The sequence below is a fragment of the Flavobacterium chungangense LMG 26729 genome, assembly GCF_000735715.2.
Taxonomy (GTDB): Bacteria; Bacteroidota; Bacteroidia; order Flavobacteriales; family Flavobacteriaceae; genus Flavobacterium; species Flavobacterium chungangense.
This window is the reverse complement of record NZ_JASY01000017.1, coordinates 81,967-99,238: the sequence shown is the minus strand read 5'-3', so window position 1 is coordinate 99,238 and position 17,272 is coordinate 81,967. Positions and strand designations below refer to the sequence as shown.

14 protein-coding genes are annotated in these 17,272 nt (G+C 33.4%); 3 read left to right on the top strand and 11 right to left on the bottom strand.

Annotated features, from left to right (window positions below):
• Nucleotides 1–447 precede the first annotated feature (447 nt).
• Nucleotides 448–1,326: a LysR family transcriptional regulator gene (locus JE46_RS20350; RefSeq protein ID WP_031457128.1), complete on the bottom strand. Its 879-nt coding sequence runs from the start codon at nt 1,324–1,326 to the stop codon at nt 448–450.
• 80 nt (nt 1,327–1,406) lie between these two features.
• Between JE46_RS20350 and JE46_RS20345 the strand changes: the two genes are divergently transcribed.
• Nucleotides 1,407–2,027 (top strand): FMN-dependent NADH-azoreductase, encoded by a 621-nt coding sequence (locus tag JE46_RS20345; protein WP_031457127.1) that lies wholly within the window; start codon nt 1,407–1,409, stop codon nt 2,025–2,027.
• 384 nt (nt 2,028–2,411) lie between these two features.
• Here the strand turns inward: JE46_RS20345 and JE46_RS20340 are convergent, their stop codons facing one another.
• The 8 genes from JE46_RS20340 to JE46_RS20305 all read right to left on the bottom strand — a co-directional run bounded on the left by JE46_RS20340 (nt 2,412) and on the right by JE46_RS20305 (nt 11,971).
• Nucleotides 2,412–2,897 carry a hypothetical protein gene (locus JE46_RS20340; protein ID WP_031457126.1) on the bottom strand — a complete coding sequence of 162 codons (486 nt, stop codon included), beginning with the start codon at nt 2,895–2,897 and terminating at the stop codon, nt 2,412–2,414.
• Between the two features lie 174 nt (nt 2,898–3,071).
• Complete coding sequence (locus JE46_RS20335; RefSeq protein ID WP_031457125.1) at nt 3,072–3,476, bottom strand: lysozyme inhibitor LprI family protein; 405 nt, start codon at nt 3,474–3,476, stop codon at nt 3,072–3,074.
• Nucleotides 3,477–3,654: 178 nt separating this feature from the next.
• A complete protein-coding gene (locus JE46_RS20330; RefSeq protein ID WP_031457124.1) occupies nt 3,655–4,083 on the bottom strand; it encodes a hypothetical protein in 429 nt (142 codons plus the stop codon).
• A gap of 212 nt (nt 4,084–4,295) precedes the next feature.
• Nucleotides 4,296–5,054 carry a hypothetical protein gene (locus JE46_RS20325; protein WP_031457123.1) on the bottom strand — a complete coding sequence of 253 codons (759 nt, stop codon included), beginning with the start codon at nt 5,052–5,054 and terminating at the stop codon, nt 4,296–4,298.
• 259 nt (nt 5,055–5,313) lie between these two features.
• A complete protein-coding gene (locus JE46_RS20320; protein WP_031457122.1) occupies nt 5,314–7,086 on the bottom strand; it encodes a RagB/SusD family nutrient uptake outer membrane protein in 1,773 nt (590 codons plus the stop codon).
• 5 nt (nt 7,087–7,091) lie between these two features.
• Nucleotides 7,092–10,373, bottom strand: coding sequence for a SusC/RagA family TonB-linked outer membrane protein (locus JE46_RS20315; protein WP_031457121.1), 3,282 nt, complete (start codon nt 10,371–10,373; stop codon nt 7,092–7,094).
• A gap of 69 nt (nt 10,374–10,442) precedes the next feature.
• The gene (locus JE46_RS20310; RefSeq protein ID WP_031457120.1) at nt 10,443–11,363 is read right to left on the bottom strand and encodes a FecR family protein; all 921 of its coding nucleotides are present in this window, start codon (nt 11,361–11,363) and stop codon (nt 10,443–10,445) included.
• A 92-nt stretch (nt 11,364–11,455) separates the two neighbouring features.
• Nucleotides 11,456–11,971, bottom strand: coding sequence for an RNA polymerase sigma-70 factor (locus JE46_RS20305; RefSeq protein ID WP_031457119.1), 516 nt, complete (start codon nt 11,969–11,971; stop codon nt 11,456–11,458).
• Nucleotides 11,972–12,351: 380 nt separating this feature from the next.
• Between JE46_RS20305 and JE46_RS20300 the strand changes: the two genes are divergently transcribed.
• Entirely contained in the window at nt 12,352–13,407 is a 1,056-nt protein-coding gene (locus JE46_RS20300; protein WP_031457118.1) for a phosphatidylinositol-specific phospholipase C1-like protein, read from the top strand.
• A gap of 70 nt (nt 13,408–13,477) precedes the next feature.
• On the opposite strand, the gene JE46_RS20295 is transcribed toward JE46_RS20300, so the two are convergent.
• Nucleotides 13,478–15,424 (bottom strand): metallophosphoesterase, encoded by a 1,947-nt coding sequence (locus JE46_RS20295; RefSeq protein WP_031457117.1) that lies wholly within the window; start codon nt 15,422–15,424, stop codon nt 13,478–13,480.
• A gap of 139 nt (nt 15,425–15,563) precedes the next feature.
• A complete protein-coding gene (locus JE46_RS20290) occupies nt 15,564–16,202 on the bottom strand; it encodes an HAD family hydrolase (protein ID WP_031457116.1) in 639 nt (212 codons plus the stop codon).
• Nucleotides 16,203–16,344: 142 nt separating this feature from the next.
• Between JE46_RS20290 and JE46_RS20285 the strand changes: the two genes are divergently transcribed.
• Nucleotides 16,345–17,133, top strand: coding sequence for an SDR family NAD(P)-dependent oxidoreductase (locus JE46_RS20285; RefSeq protein WP_031457115.1), 789 nt, complete (start codon nt 16,345–16,347; stop codon nt 17,131–17,133).
• Nucleotides 17,134–17,272: the final 139 nt, after the last annotated feature.

Below are 17,272 nucleotides of genomic sequence, written 5' to 3'. Positions count from 1 at the left end.
TTTCTAAAAACGGCTATCTATGACTTAAAAAACATGTTTTTAAGCGCCTCAATTTTTAAAGACTACAACTTAAAAACAAAAATAAACCTCGCTTAAATATGTTTAAACGAGGTTGTTTTTTATGCTTATCTTGAAATTTTACTTTTTTAAGAGAGTTGCGCAACAGCTACGTGTGTTAGCACTTGTAACAATATGCGCAAACTTTTACCGCTTCTATTTTATTCTCTAAATTGTCTTTTATGTTTTAGATGAGAATTGTCGGCTAAAGAAAAACAAATAGTAATAAGCTTTGAAAAAACTTTTAAGTTTTCAAAATAGAAGCTAAATGTTTTTAAAATTTAGTATTCTCAAACGAACATTTTATAAGTGTTTGATTTTCAAAATTCTGATTTCTAATATTAATATAATATTAGTTGTGTTTAAAAACTAATTTAATAAGGCGGTAAATTAGTTTTTTTTCATTTTCTCTATAAAAAGGTTAATTTCTTTCAAGTTATTATTCTTCAGCTTGAATGAATAAAATAGTTTTTGCTCTATTATTTTAGAAGACTTAATTGGTGCTTTAATTAAATTTTTCTCTAACTCTTCCTCACATAAATGTTTAGGAACTATACTAAATCCGCTATTATTTTTTAAAGTTTCTATTATGTCCAAATAAGAAGGTAAAATATATCTTGGAACTATTCTGGGACTAGTATTAAATCTGGAATCCCAGAACTTTTTTATATCATTTTGGTTATTGTCATAGGTAAACCAGGTTTGCTTTTGCAGCCATGTGATGAATTGCGTATCATTTTTTTCAATATTCTCTGGAATAACAATAGAATTGGAGCAAATCAATTCTAACTCTTCATTCTTTAAGTATGTGAATTGATGGTCGTAAGTATCGTGTTTTTTTATTCCGACCAATAATTGAATTTTTTCCATTTCAAGAGCTTCAATCAATTCTTTTTCATTTCCAAATTGGGTCACTATATACATGTCAAAAGTATAAATATGATGTAGTAATTCTTTCCTGAAAAAGTCTGTGGTACAGCCAATTGTTATTGCAGATCGTTGTTTTTTTGCTCTTTGACCTGAATAATATTCTACTTTTTCTAATTCATTTAATGGATTATTAATTTGTGAATATAAAAATTTTCCATATTCGGTAGGGTCTAATTTCCGGGTAGTTCTTTCAAATAGTTTTTTTCCAATATGGCTTTCCATGGCAGATAAATGTTTACTAACTCCAGGTTGCGTCATATTTAATTTTTTTGAAGCTTCTGTTATATTTTTACATTCATATATAGCGCTAAAAGTTCTCAACCATTCTAAATTAATCATAACATATATTATAAATTAACAAACAAAAATAATTAAAATTATCAATGGTTTGAATCTACATTTGTAAAAAATTAGAAAAAATGACAAAAACATTAGTTGTAAACTACACACCCAGAAAAGGCTCTTACACAAAAACTTTATTTGATGAATTTGTATTACTAGCAAAAGGAAAAACAGAAATTAAACATTTAAATTTAGCTGAAACTCCACCAGAATTATTATTAGAAAAAAATTTGAATTTAATAATGGAATGGAATATGGGTAAAAGAGACTTCTCAGAAACAGAACTCTTAACGCTATCTAATCATCATAAACTTATAGATGAAGTTATTGCAGCTGATAATATTGTATTGGCTTTTCCTATTTACAATTTTACAATGCCAGCAGCAGTAAAGGCTTGGATAGATGCTATTGTCGTTAGTGATAAGACATTTTCTTTTAGCCCTGAAACAGGCTTTAGTGGTCTTTGTAAAGATAAAAAAGCTTTATCAATAGTAGTTAGTGGATTCGATTATAATAATTCCGATACTATCAAGGAATTTGCTTCATCCACAATAAAGCAAAATTTTGATTTTATGGGTATCTCTTCAGAACAGATTTCAGCTTTTGGGGTTGACCAAAATAGAGATCAATTAAATTCAATTCTTGAAAATGCAAAATTGGAAATAAAAACTTTGATTGATAAATGGTTTCCAAATTAATACTAATTATTTCAGCATCTCGCTCAGTTAGCATCTTATGAAGGCGAATATTTTCGCCTATACGAAACATAGTATAAAATAGGTTAATCTCCTAAATTTGCAAATTGTGCGAGACGTGTATTTTGAGTATTTTTTACTTTGAGAAAGCGAATATAAAATGCTTTTTTACATAAAATTAGAACTTCTACTTATACGTTTAAATATCTGAATATTCCTTCAAGATTCTGATTTTTAAAGCTATAAACACTAACTTGCTGCCGCTTGGCGAGGTTGAGGAATAAAGATGCTGGATTTTTCGGTTAAACACAAATTTCACAAATACAAAACCAACTTTCCATTAGTCCAAGACTCCCAATCTCGTCAAACGACTGTTATCCGTTGTTTTTATTTCGTTAGCCTTGAATATTTATTTATCGCCTTTATCTTCGACTCTCCCTGTTGTATTGTCAAAATATCAGTTTCTTCATCATATTCAATTATATACTCAAGTTTTAGATTTGCTTTTTTATCGAGAATGATTTTTCCATCAACGAATTTATACCTTAATTTTATTTTAGACTGCGTCCCACCAAATTCATAGGAATCAATTGTATTTTCATTAATGTGCAATTTGACTGTTTTAAATTTTTCGTATAGTTGATTGCTTGCCTTTTGAACTTTTATTTTTTTCTCTTCACAATTGTCAATGTTCTGCAGGATGTTATCAAAATATTTCACAGTGTATTTTTCAGATTTCTCGTTGTAGATTGTATCAAGATTTATCAAATATAAATCCATTTTCCAACTTCCAATAATTTTATTTTTCTGTTCTTTTTTCGGAAATGATAAGAAGCTTATTAAAATAAACGCCGAAGAAATAAGTATTTTCATTCTTATAATTTTAAGGTTTCGTTTTTCACCAAAATAACGCACAACGTTCTGTTACTACAGCAAGTTTGGAACTAAATTAAGACCATTCTTAGGATTTGCCAAATCATTTAAATACAAAACTATCTTTCTATTAAGCCAATGACCAATCCATTGTAGCTGTTATATGACGTAGGTTTATGTTCTTTTAATAAGTAATTTTACTCTTTCAAAAACAAATTCAGCCTTTTTGTCTATTACAATCATATCAAAATCATTACTGCCTTCAATAAAATCTCCTTCTTTTTTAGTTTCTGAATAAACTTTTTGGAAGTATTTATCCCGTTTTTTTAACCATTCCAATTGTTCCGTTTTTAAACTTGACTGTTTTTCAATGCTAAGTTTTTGCTTTAGTTTCTTATAAGCAACATTAAGTAAGCTGTCGGATTTTTTGTAATATTCAACAGAACAACCTTTCATATTATCTCCTTTATCTAAACAAATTTGATAAGATGATTCAATTTTTTCAATTGTTTTTAGTGTTTGTGAATTACAATTAAAGGAAAGTATAATAAGAATTATAGTTATTGATTTTGGTATCATAAATCATTTTTGGTTTTGCGTATTTTTGGTTCTAGGTCACATAACGTTCCGGCGCTTGGCGAAGTTGCGAGCTTCGGAACCAATTATTTTCTTTTAAAGAAAATTTCTTGCTAAAAGTAAACGTGTGTTTACTACAAAATTCGCAATCTTGCTAAACGCTTGTTGTGTGCTGCTTTTTTTATTCATATACTATTTCACATTCACTATCAAATACTTCTGAGTTTATACATCTCAAAATTATTTTTTTCCTATTTTTAAGTTCAATTACTATTTGAGAATTTTTCTCATTTTGTTCACAAAATATTTTAGATATTTCATTGTCTATAATGTCAAATTTGTTTGAATAATCTTTAAATATAAAGTTTTCATCATCTTCAACATCTCCTAAATCTGAATAATTTATTGTTTCGGTATCTTCCCAAAATCCAACTCCAGCATCAAGAAAATATTTTTGCCAATTCTTTCCATAATTTTTTAGATATACAAATATTACAGATTTAGTTTTTAAATTTTCACAAACTAGTATTTTATCTATCATGTAATTTTCAAAACCCTCAACTACAAAATTGCGAAGAAAATATAATTGATTTTCTAATTCCTCATTCATGTTTTTTATTTTAATTCTCTCAATATCCTGTCGATCGAAAATAGCACACAACGTTCTGAGACTACAACGAGTTTGGGACTAAATTAAGCCCATTCTTCAGATTTGCCACCCGAGCGATAGCGAGCTGGCGAAGCAAATCATCAAAATACAAAACCATCTTTCAATTAAGCCAATTACTCAAATCCGTTGTAGCTGTCGGTAATAACTCTTTTTTATTTTATTCTACTTTTTAAATCACACTCTTTTTCAATATTTTGTTTTTTTTGAGAGTTTGCAAATTCTTCGCTTGATAATTCTTTTGCTGTAAGTTTTTTATATTCAGTTATCTGACAATCACAAAATTTGTTTAAATCATTTGTTTTTGCATATCTACTATTTTCAAGATTACTTAAAATATCCTTTTTTACTGTTTCTTCTATTTTACTTGTCCAATTCATTTTCGTGTTAGAATCAAAACACTCTTCCAAATTTAATGTACCCAATTTACTTTCTGATTTTAATGAAATTAGAATTTCATCAATTTTACCAGATTTTAATTCATCAATATGTTTTTCTGATATGTTTTTATCATTTGCAAGTTTTGTTACTATACAAATGCAATACAATTTTCTTTGCTTTTCATCAGGAATCATTCTTTTCGAACCACTCATCATTTCTGCAATATCAATATTAATTCCATTTATTGTGATGATTTCAGGATTTTCTTTGTAAGTCGCCAAATTCACAAAAGCTAAAATTAAAAATGCACCAAAACAAATTGCAAAATACTTGATAAATTGAAATGAACGAATTTTTAATTTCTCTTTTGATATTCCACTACCAATTATCCAAGTGCAAAAAAATATAACTAAAAAACAGCCAATTAAAATTCCTGGAGAAGTAAAAGTTAAAAGTTCATGACTTGCACTTACATATTCAGAACCTGCACCGAATAATAAAAATACACCAATAACTATTTTTAAAATTTTCATATTTTGTATTATTTTTTCAAATATAATTTATTTATAATTAAAAACTTATCTACTAAATTTCTAAAATACTCTTTTATAATATTGGTTCTATGAAACCTAAAAGCCCTAGCCCAGATGGAAGCGGCATCCTTTTGTGCCTCGTTTTTTAACGAGGCACAAAAGATATAGCGGACAGCTGGAACCAGCTCCTGATTAAAAAACAAAAGCCTGTCTCTCTCGAAACAGGCGTTTTGTCAAAAAAATAAACTAACACGACTTCTTACTTATATCCTTCGTTTTGTTCCAGATCTTTTGCATCGATCACGGTTTGCGGAATCGGGAAAAATCTTCTGTATGGCTCTGTGGCTGGTTTTGCAGTTCCCGGCAAATCAAATTTTCCGAAACGAAGGCTTTGTGGTCTTCTTTGCAGTTCCCAGTACAATTCGAAACCTAATTCTTTATACAATTGTGCTGCGTCTAAAGCGGCAGTAAGTGCTTTTCCGGGAGTATTTGCAAATAATGATTCTCTGTGTCTGCTGGTACGCAATGTGTTTAAATCGCTCATTGCTAAACCTGTGCTCCCTTTTCTGAAATAAGCCTCGGCTCTCATGGCATACACTCCGCCTAAACGGAACAACGAAATATCAACATTACTGTTACCGTTTCCTCCTTCGGGATCAAATTCATATTTAAAAATACGGGCTCCCTGATTGATTTCGTTTTGGGCAAAAACAGATTCCAATGGTTTTGCAAACGTTAATGTTGGTGTAAAATCCATTCTGGTCGTGGTACTTTTTTCCATATACAAAGGAGAAACTTTGATACGGTTTCCTACCATTTCAAGAGATGCCGATGTCAATAATTTGGGTCCATACTGAGGTCCGGCCTGAATACCTCTGTTAAAATGAAACCAAGGCAGGTTTTTATCATTGTTAGGCACAAGATCTGTTGCTGGAACGCTTACATCTGTACCATCATTCATAAACCAGGTACCGTCTGCATATTGGTAATGCTGGTGAAACCTTGGGTCATCATGATTTCCATCCCAGGTGGCATAAAATTCAGGAGTTGTACAGGCAGCATTTGTTCCTCTGTTTGCTGCAGAAGTTCTCTGGTTACGTTCCATACATACATAAGCGAAACTGTTTGATCCGTTGCGGATGTAATCTATTTTTTGTGAAATAGCAAAAATTAACTCTTTCCCTTTATCATTGTCTCTTGCAAAGTTTTTGAAATAATCACTCTCTAAAGAAAATTTACCTGAGTCAATTAGCAATGAAGTGTAATAAATAACACGATCCATATCGGTTCCTGAACCTGATACGGCTGCTTCACTAAAATTGAAGTTTGAAGTTGCATTATAACGGTCTTTAAAAACGGCACGATTTAAATACATGGTACTCAAAAAAGCGTAAGCTGCCTGTTTTGTAAATCTTCCGTGGTGTGTGCTTTTTGTTCCTATATCAGCCAAATCAGGAATCAAAGCTTCAACTTCGGTAATTAATTTATCGATTTGAGTGTCTGCTTTAAAAACCTGCAAAGGTGCTTTGAAAACCATCGGATCTTTGTATGGCGCCTGTCCGTATAAATCCAGCGTGTGGTAAGTATAAAATGCTAAAAGGGCTTTGGCTTCGGCCAAAAACATTGCTTTGTCAGCAATAGTACTTTCTTCAATAGCTTTTATTGCAGTAAGGGAACGTGTAATTCCGTTGGTCAACAAGTTCCAATTGTCTACCACAATGGCATTATTAGAAGTCCATGTAAATTCGTGCATATCTCTCCATTTTCCTCCGTCTCCCCAGTCACTTCCCCGGGTTGGTAAAATAGCCTCGTCTGTTGTGTATTCCTGCAATGAAAAAACACCTCCGTGATCTGTAAATGTTCTGTCTCCCAATCGGTCATAAGCCGCAGCAAGTGCACCGGCAGGATCTGAGGCTTCACCTCCCAATACTTCATCCAGTACAACTTCATCAAGATCTGTACAGCTGGCAAAGAGAAAAATAAAAGAAAATAGCGTTATAATTTTTAAACTGAATATCGTTTTTGTCTTCATGATCATTATAATTTTAAAGTTGCACCAAAACTGAAGGTTCTGGAAGTTGGGTAACTCGCGTAATCGATACCGATAGACTGGTTTCCACCGTTTGATTTTGGTGTATTCACTAAAGGGTCATATCCTGAATAATTTGTAATCGTAAGCAGGTTCTGACCTGTTACATAAAGTGTTAACCCGTTTATCCATGTTGCGTTTTTAAGGTTGAAATCATACCCCAAACGAGCTGTATTTAATCTGATAAAATCTGATTTTTCAAGGAAAAGCGATGATAAAATCGGAGAGTTTGCAGAGTTTGCACCAGAGTCATAATATTGTATCGCTACGTTTCTGTCTGAAGCAAGGTTGTTGATATTTAAAGCATTCAATCCTGTATTATTCAATAAATAACCTCCTGTCTGACCAATGATAGAGAATGAAAAACTGAAGTTTTTGTATTTCATATCACTGTTAAGTCCGTAGTAAAAAGTAGGCAGTGCACCTTCAAAAATAACGCGGTCGCTGTTATCAATTTTTCCGTCACCGTTTTGGTCTTCAAAAATATCATTTCCGTTAGCGTCAAAACCAATATGTTTTCTCATGTAAAATGATCCTGCAGCATAGCCGTTTTTGTAGATATTCGCATTTACACCCGATTGTCCGGGTCCTGAAACTGTTCCGGTTAAGATTTCTGAAACCGGTAAGTCTTCAATTTTATTTTTTAATGTTGCGCCGTTTACATCAAGATTCCATGTAAAATCCTTTGTATTGATTATTTTTGAACCCAACATGATCTCGATACCTTTGTTGATGATTTTACCATCTTTAATATTTGTCCAGATTGTTGTAGTGGGGCTTAATACCGGTGCAGGAACATTCAGGATAGCGTCTGTTGTTGTTTTGTTGAAATAGTCAACTGTACCGTACAATTTATCGTTCCATAAATTAAAATCTGCTCCTACGTTAAACTGTGTAACGACTTCCCATTTTAAATCAGGATTGGCTGTTCTTACTACAGAAATTCCGTTTACCAGATTCAAATCATCATACAAATAATATCCGTCTGCTCCGGATAATGAGTAGCTTGCTTTTGTCAGTTTGTTCTCTACTTCCTGGTTTCCTGTTTGTCCCCAGCTTGCTCTAAGTTTTAAGTTGTTTACAGCAGTAGCATTTTCAAGGAAACTTTCTTTAAAAATATTCCAGCCTAAAGCAAATGAAGGAAAGTAACCGTATTTATTGTTTTCTCCAAAACGAGTTGAACCATCTGCTCTCATCGAAGCGGTCAACAGGTATTTATCATTAAACGTATAATTTAACCTGCCAAAGTAAGACTGTAATTCGTTTTCCTGTGCATAACCTGTTATGACCGGTTTTTGTCCTTTAATGCCGGGATTGATTGATGGTTTTACTCCTACTCCTTTTTCGTTAATGTTTTCAATAGTAAAATTGGTTCCTGATCGCTCGAATTTCTGATAAGAGAAACCTCCCAAAGCTTCGATTTTATGTTTATCTAAATTTAGGTTGTACGTCAGATAATGTTCGATCAAAGAGTTTTTAGAATCCAGATTGTTCTGTACATACCTTCCTGTCGGGTTTAAATCGGTGGTGTTTGGATAAATGGTCGTATTTCTTTCAGATGTAGAACGGTCAATACCTACGTTTAATTTATATTCTAATCCGTTGATAATTCTAAAAGAAGTTTCTAAGTTTCCTAAAACTCTCAAAGTACGTGTTTCATCTTCGTAAATGCTTAACAAATAAGCAGGATTGTAGTGCGCATTCATATTAAAATTGGTGTACTTTCCATCAGCATCATAAACCGATCTTGTTGGGTTTGCCATCAAAGTATGTACAATCAATTGCCCGTTAGATCCACCGTCATCACTGGTTGGAACACCGTTATCCTTAGTTTCACTTGCTGTAAGGTTCAATTTTAATTTTAAACGTTTGTTGTCTAAAAATGATTCTGAAGCATTAATCCTTCCCGAAAGACGTTTGAAATTACTGTTACGGATAATCCCCTCCTGATCCATATGTGCTATCGAAGCATAATAATTTCCTGATTCTGTTTGTTTTGCAAAAGAAAGTGCGTTGTTTGTCGTAATGGCTGTTCTGTAAATTACGTCCTGCCAGTCTGTGTTTCCGCCGTGATCAAAAGCAGGGTCTTTAATCGCTTTTCTATATTGATCTGCACTTAAAACGTCCAGTTTATTAGCCACTCTTGCAACTCCTAAATACGAATCAAAAGTCATTGTTCCCTCTCCTTTTGCTCCTTTTTTAGTCGTCACAAGAATAACACCGTTAGAACCTCTTGCACCGTAAATAGCCGCTGCCGAAGCATCTTTTAAAACGGTAATCGATTCGATATCGCTTGTATTCAAAAAGTTCAATGGATTTTTCGCAGAAGAAGCTCCAAAACCAACATTAGTTCCTGTAGGGCTTACATCGTCATTTGACAACGGCAGCCCGTCTACTACGAACAACGGCGTACTACCGCTTCTGATAGACCCAACTCCTCTAATTGTTACGTTTACTCCTGCTCCCGGCTCACCGCTTGCATTTACAACACGTACACCCGCAACTTTTCCCTGAATTAAGTTATCTACTGAAACGTTTACACCTTGTTTAAAATTGGCTGCCTCTAATTGTGTTACGGCTCCGGTTACATCTTTTTTAGACTGTTTTCCGTAACCCACAACCAAAACTTCACTTAACTCTGATGTATTTGGTTCTAACTGAATCGTCATAAAGCTTTTTTGAACCGCAACGGTTTTCATTTTATAGCCCAAATACGAAACCTCAAGATTACTACCTTCCTGAACTGTAATTTCGAATTCTCCGTCAAAATTACTTACCGAAGCATTTTTGGTTGTAGCTTCTACAATGCTTACGCCAGGCATTGGTACTCCGTTTTCGTCAACAATTTTTCCTTTTACCTTGATCTTATCTGCGGCTTCGTTCTTTTTTACAGTAACAGTTTTCTGAATCAGCACTAATTTTCCGTTGATGTTGTAATTGAAATTTGCTTTTTTAGAAAGGTCGTTTAAAATCACAGTTAATGATTCATTCGTATCACTTACTGTATAGACCTTATTATCAGCGATAATTGCCTGCCCGTAACTGAATTTGTAGTCCGTTTGCTGGCTTAATTTTGAAAAAATAGAAACCAGCGTTGCCTTTTCTATTTTATTATCTACATTTGATTTTTTGTAATTGACTTTACTGTAACCGTTTTGAACGGACAGCAATGTCAGGACCACAAAGAAAAGTCCTTTTAGAAAATTTAAATTGATTCGTTTAAAATACATGATTTAAGTTATTGGTTTTCGATACTTAATTATTAATCGCAGTTGTTCTCAGCAACTGCTTTTTTGTTTTTAATTCATTTTTACTATTTGGCCATAAACTTTAAATTTTAGGTTGGTGATGTAATTTATCTGCTCCAGAACATTCTCTAATGTTGCGTCTTTTTTGATGAATACCGTTAATGGCATAGTTAATACCTGTTCGTTTTTTAACTGAAAGGAAACGCCGTATTTATATTGTAAAATAGTGATAACCTGCTGAAGTTTAGTCTGATCCAGTGTAAGATCTGTAGCATACCAATTAACCAAAAAGGACTTCTCTGCCACTTGTCTGGTCAGGTTTTGCGATTCGAACAAAGCCGCTTCATTCGGAATCAGATAAACACTTTGTCCTTTTGAACTCACATTTACTTTTCCGGTTACAACGATTACTTCGCATTTCGTTTTTGACATTTGTATGTGAAACGAAGTCCCCAAAACTCTTGTTTTGATTTCGCCCGATGTGATAATAAAAGGATGCTTTTTGTCTTTGGCAATTTCAAAAAATGCATTTCCTTTTAATAGTGAAACGTTTCGTTCTTCGCCAGAAAATTTTTCAGGATACTGAAATAATGAGTTTGCTGCCAGATAAATTTTCGAGCCATCACTTAACTGGATAGATTTGGGGATATCTGATGTTTTAAATGTCAATTGCTTCTCTGAAACAATTTCAGGTTTATAGAAAAGTCCTAAACCAACAAGAAAAAGAATACTGGCAGCTGCCATATATTTAAAATAAGGTCTGAAGGTTCTTTTTCTGATTCGAAATTGAATTCCTTCATATATATTTTGAGAAACTTCATCAGGATTGCCCATTGAAGTTTCGTTCCATTTTGAATTTTGATAGTGGTTAAAAGCAAAATCATCCAACAGATTTTCTTCTGCTTCCGAAGTTTTGTTTCGGGAACTTTTATCGATAAGATATGCTAAACTATGTTTGATTCTTTTTGTCATAATACTTACTTGTTACTTATAAGTACTAAAACTTTAAAATCGTACTATCCGGAAATATTATGAAAACATCAACAGAAAGTTATCTTAAAAAATTAACGGAAAATAATGAATGGAGCCAGCCAAGCCAAATCTTTCAGGCCTTCACGCAATTGTTTTACAGCTGATGAAATTTGGTTTTTTACAGTTTGTTTTGAAATTCCGAGTTCATCAGCAATCTGTTCTATTGACATATCCTGAAATTTATACATCAATAAAACTTCTTTTCTTTTTTCAGGAAGCTGCTCTAATAAAGAGTAAAGTAAATCCATTACTTCGGGATCTATAGACGAAAAGTTATCAATGATGTAATCTTCAAATTGATCTTCCATAATGGTCTTGTCGAAACGATTATTCTGGTAATGTTTGAAAATCTGATTTTTGACTGCCCGAAACAAATAAGGTTCAATTGCATTAATGCTCAAATCATCTTTTCGTTCCCATAAATCAATAAAAACATCCTGAACAATGTTCTGCGCCAAGTCTTTATCCTGAGTCATTGTATACGAAAAGGAGGTGAGTTTTTTCCAGTAATCAGTATACGTTTTTTCAAAAATTTCAGGGTTCTTCATGGGTATTTGTAGTGGTATTTGTTGATGTAAAATAAGGAAATGTCCCTTCAATACTTTTTGTCTGAAGGTTAAGTTTTAATTAAATAAAAACCTCTTTTGATGAAGAAATACTACTATTTTGAATCAAAAATGATAATCGATTGCTGATTTCTTTTTTTTTATCTAACACAAAAATAGAATTCAGACTTTAATTTAGTGAGCTTTAAAAAAGGATAAAAATCATGTAAATCAATGTCATCCTAAGCGGAGTCGAAGGGCTTTTAAGTTCAGAAAAGGCTTCGACTCCGCTCAGCCTGACACCCAACCTTCGTACTGCCTCTAAAAATTTTAAATTATTTATCATATTCCCTTATCTTTATTAATACTTATTATTTTAAATTATGAAACGAATTCTGTTTACATTTTTAATTACCACAGCAGTAGCCTACACTTCTACTGCACAAAGCGACGATTTAAAAATTAATCAGCTACAGGTTATTGGCTCGCACAACAGTTACCGCCACGCCATCGAAACCGATTTGTACAATTTCATTCAGGCAAAAGATACTTTGCGTTCGCTAAAAGGTTTGCAATACACCCATATTAGCCTTACAGACCAATTAAACAAAGGTTTGCGTAATCTTGAAATTGATGTTCAGGGTGATTCTCAAGGCGGAAAATATGCACATCCAAAAGGTTTGAATCTTGCAAAATCCGGAGAAGTTTATGATCCGAATGGAGAAATGAAGAAACCGGGTTTTAAAGTTTTTCATATGATCGATATCGATTTTAGAACTTCTTGTTACACGCTTCAAAATTGTCTTGCCGAATTAAAAAAATGGTCTGATGCCAATCCGGATCATGTTCCTGTTTTCATTACGCTGGAGCCAAAAGATGATGACAGTTTTTTAGGCACAAAAGCAGAGAAATTTACGCCCGGGTTATTTGACGCTTTAGACAAAGAACTTCGTAAAGGCTTAGGAAATAAGTTAATCACACCGGACATGGTGCGCGGAAAATACAAAACCCTTGAAGAAGCGGTTTTAAATAACAACTGGCCAACACTTAAAAAAGCAAAAGGTAAATTTTTATTTATTTTGGATAACAATGGAGCCAAAAGAGATTTGTATGCTTTAAACCATCCGTCACTAAAAGACAGAGCGGTTTTCATCAACGCTGAACCCGGAAAACCGGAAGCCGCAACTTTATTCAGAAACAATCCTGAAGATTCAACAATTACAGATTTAGTTAAAAAAGGCTACATTATAAGAACCAGAGCAGATGCTGATACCAAAGAAGCTCGTGCAAATGATTACACACATTTTGAAGCAGCCAAAAAATCAGGCGCACAAATCATTACAACAGATTATTATTTGCCAAGTACGTTCTTTGATTCTTCTTATCAAATTAAATATGATGACGGAAGTTATGTGAGAACTAATCCTGTGAGTAAATAGTTTTTTCAGGTTTTCTTGTTTCAGGTTTTAGGTGTTGGACTTGAAACTTGAAACCTGAAACAAAATAAACTTAGCGTTCCTTACGGTTAATAACTCCATTCTTCAAATCTACACTAAAATGATCTGCAGGAGCTTCGTGCATGAATTTATTGAAAATAATCAGAAAAAGACGTATTTGATTTTGCAGTGGTTTTTCTTTTGAAGTATCTTCTTTATGATTTCCAAAGAATGATTGCGACAATAATCTATATGCTTTGGCCCTTTTTTCGCTAACATCGACTAAAGCCAATTCATCTGCACTACGGAAACGATAAAAATCGACCAGAAAATCATAACCTGTCCAGTTAAAATCTTCTTTTTTGACGTTATTTTCTGCTAAAATTTTATTCGATTTTTGTTCGGCTTCTGCCCATTCTTTTTTGAGGGCTTCTTTATTTTTCAGAATAAAATTAAAATCTTTATCAGTCTGAATATTAGCCAGAACCAATAAATCTTTACCGGAAACATTTAGGAAAAAATCTTTAAATGCAAAAGGCCAGTCATCTTTTAGAAAACGCAGCCGTACTAATTCTTTCAGATGAAAATCGGTAAAATCATGATAACTTTTGGTTTTCAGAATATCGATATTCCAAATGTCTTTGGTATTTTGACTTTCCAAAAACTGATATTCCATTTTATACAAATCGAAAAGTTCGTCATAGCCCGGAACATTGTCGATTGTGATGGTTTGAATATCGACCAGATTGTCTTTTTTGATCGTCAGTAATTTATACGCCGGAATATATGCAGCCAATGAGGGTGTCTGAACATTTACCAAAGTGTTTCCTTTTGATGTCGTACGGATTCCGGTATCGTTGATGTGCATGTGACCGCCAAAATGAATCTTTAGTCCTGCATCAGCAAAAACCTGCGCCACTTCTTCAACCGGAACACGATTCAATTGCCATTTATTTGGTCCTAAAAGCTCCTTTATTTCTGAAGAAGCATCATCGTTAAAATCAATCATCGGAAAGTGACTGAAAGCAATCAGTGTTTTGCCTTGTTCTTTGGCTTGCGCCGAAATAGCTGCGACCCATTTTATCAGATGTTTTTTGTTCGAAAGCACGTTATTATAACCCGTACTCGCTTCAGAATAACTTTTAGAATCCTTTGGATCTGAACCATTTTTCTTTGGAATGTACACATTTCCGTCAATTGCCATCAGCCAAAGCCCTTCCACAGGTTCAACCACATAACTCACATCCGGAACTTCGTAGCCCGGTGTCACACTGTAAACCCTGTTTGATAATTCAGCTGCTTTTTCAGCCTTTTTGTAATTGTAGTTTTGACTGGTATAAGCCGCAAAAGGCGTTGACCAGAATTTGTATTTTTTATCGGGATAAAACCCAAAATTCTTTAATCTGTTTGTAATTCCTAAATAACCCATTTTAGCAATATCGGCAGTAACCACTACAGGCTGTTCGATAGTTAAATTCGGCTTATACAATCCGTCTTTGCTGTAAATAGGTTGACTTTTACCCTCATTTCCTAAAAAATCTTCTTTACCGGATTCCTGAGCAAAAGGCCCAACAGGATCGTGATTTCCGGTTGTGATAAAAAATTCAATATTATATTTTTTTCGGTACTGGTCGAGAATTTTTTCCAAACCACGTACGTGAATGGGCTGACCATCATCTGTATAATCACCCGGAAGTGCTACGTATTTTATATTTCGCTTTGCGATATCTTCTAAAGCTGCAATGAAAGCAAAATAGTTTTCATTAAAAATTCGGGTCGAATGCAGCTGTGAGGACATTGTTCTGGCTAAAGTATATTTGCCGGTTTTAGGATTTAAAACCCCTTGATATTCATTATCTGATAATTTTCCGAATAAATCCTGCAAGTGCACATCCGATAGAAAAGCTATCTGAACTCCGTTAAGTGAATTTTGTTTTTGGGCTGAAACGAGAGCACTTAAAAAGAACAGAAGAAAAAATATTGAAGAACTTTTATAAAGAAAAATCGATTTTGAATCCATTAAATAAACGTGTAGAAATTTGTAGTTTGAAATCATATAATTTTCAAAGAAAAGACAAATTTTATTGCTTTTACCCCAATTACGTTTATGTTATTGTTATCGAAAGATAATGTTTCAGCTACCTTTCGCATCAAAGAAATTAAAAATTAAGGATGTCACTCAATTCTTCGAAACTTGAAAATAAAATGGCTCCTTCCTGCTTTAAATCAAATGCATTGTGTTCATTTGCAAAACCATACACTTCAAAACCACCTTTTACTCCTGCCATAACACCGGCAATACTGTCTTCGATCACAATACATTCGTTTACCTGGAAACCCATTTCGCTGGCAGCAAATAGAAATATTTCCGGATCTGGTTTCCACTTTTGAATTGTATAGGAACTGAATATCTTATTCTCAAATTTATCCAGCAAACCGGCAATTCCAAGATTCAGCCTGATTTTTTCAACCGGTCCGCTTGAAGCTACACAATACGGAATTTTTAATTTGCTAATAAATTCCTCAACACCTTCAACAGGTTTGGCTTCATTTTTAAACGCTTCAAAACTATTTACGCGGTATAGATCTTCAAAATCTGCAGGAAGTTTTTGCCCGATGGCATTTTCAATATGAAGAAAACATGATTTTAAATTACGCCCGTTAAAAATTCGATAAGCTTCCTCTAGTTCCATTTTAAAACCATATTCCGCAGCCATATTAATTAAGATTTGATTGCCAATTTTTTCTGTATCTACCAACACACCATCACAATCAAAAATTACACATTTTACACTCATAATTTATCTTTTCCTTTTTAATCTCTACTGATATCAATTACAAAAATATTCTTTTTGAAGGTTAAATAAAATCTAAAACGGTTACATTTTACATCATCATTTTTATGAATTAATCTTTATATTTGATCATTAAATTAATCAAATGAGCGAAAAAACTAAACCGTATGCTTTAATTACCGGCGCCAGCAAAGGCATTGGAAAATCGATTGCTTATGAATTGGCTAAACAGGGTTATCCACTATTGCTTGTTGCAAGAAGTGACGAGGAATTAAAAGCACTATCTGATGATCTTCATGTTAAATACGGAATTAATGCTCCTGTTTTATCGATTGATCTTTCGATAAATGGTGCATCGCTACGAGTAACCGATTGGATAAAAACGAATAACTATCCGGTTGGCTTCTTAGTTAACAATGCCGGTTATGGTGTGTGGGGAGATTTTAGTCAGTCTTCGCTAACCGACCAACTTGGCATGATGCAGCTGAACATGAATGTCGTTGTAGAACTTTCACATTTATTAATACCCATACTTTCGCAAGAAAAACAAGCCTACATTTTAAATATATGTAGTACTGCTGCTTACCAGGCTGTACCTACCCTGGCTGTTTATTCGGCTACAAAGGCTTTTATTTTATCCTTTACCCGTGCCCTGCGTTTTGAACTTGCCAAAACTCCAATCTCAGTAACCTGTTTTAGTCCGGGCCCGGTTGCTACTGGTTTTGCTTCAAGAGCTGGTTTAGATGCTCTTGGCAAAATGGCTGAAAAGTTCAATATGCAGCCTGATGAAGTTGCAAAAATGGCAATAAAAGCCATGTTCAGCAAAAAATCTGAAGTTATTCCGGGTTTTACCAATATCATCTCGGTTTATGCCAACCGCATACTACCAAAGGCTTTTATCGAAAAAACGGCAGCCGGGATTTATAAAGTTTAATTTTTTCAAAAAAAAATAAAAAAATATTCTTTGCAAATGAAAAAATATATTACATTTACAATGTCTACTAATTCGATAGAACATGTATAATAATAGAAATATGTTTAATTTTCCTAAAAGCCGAATGCACGCAAACATG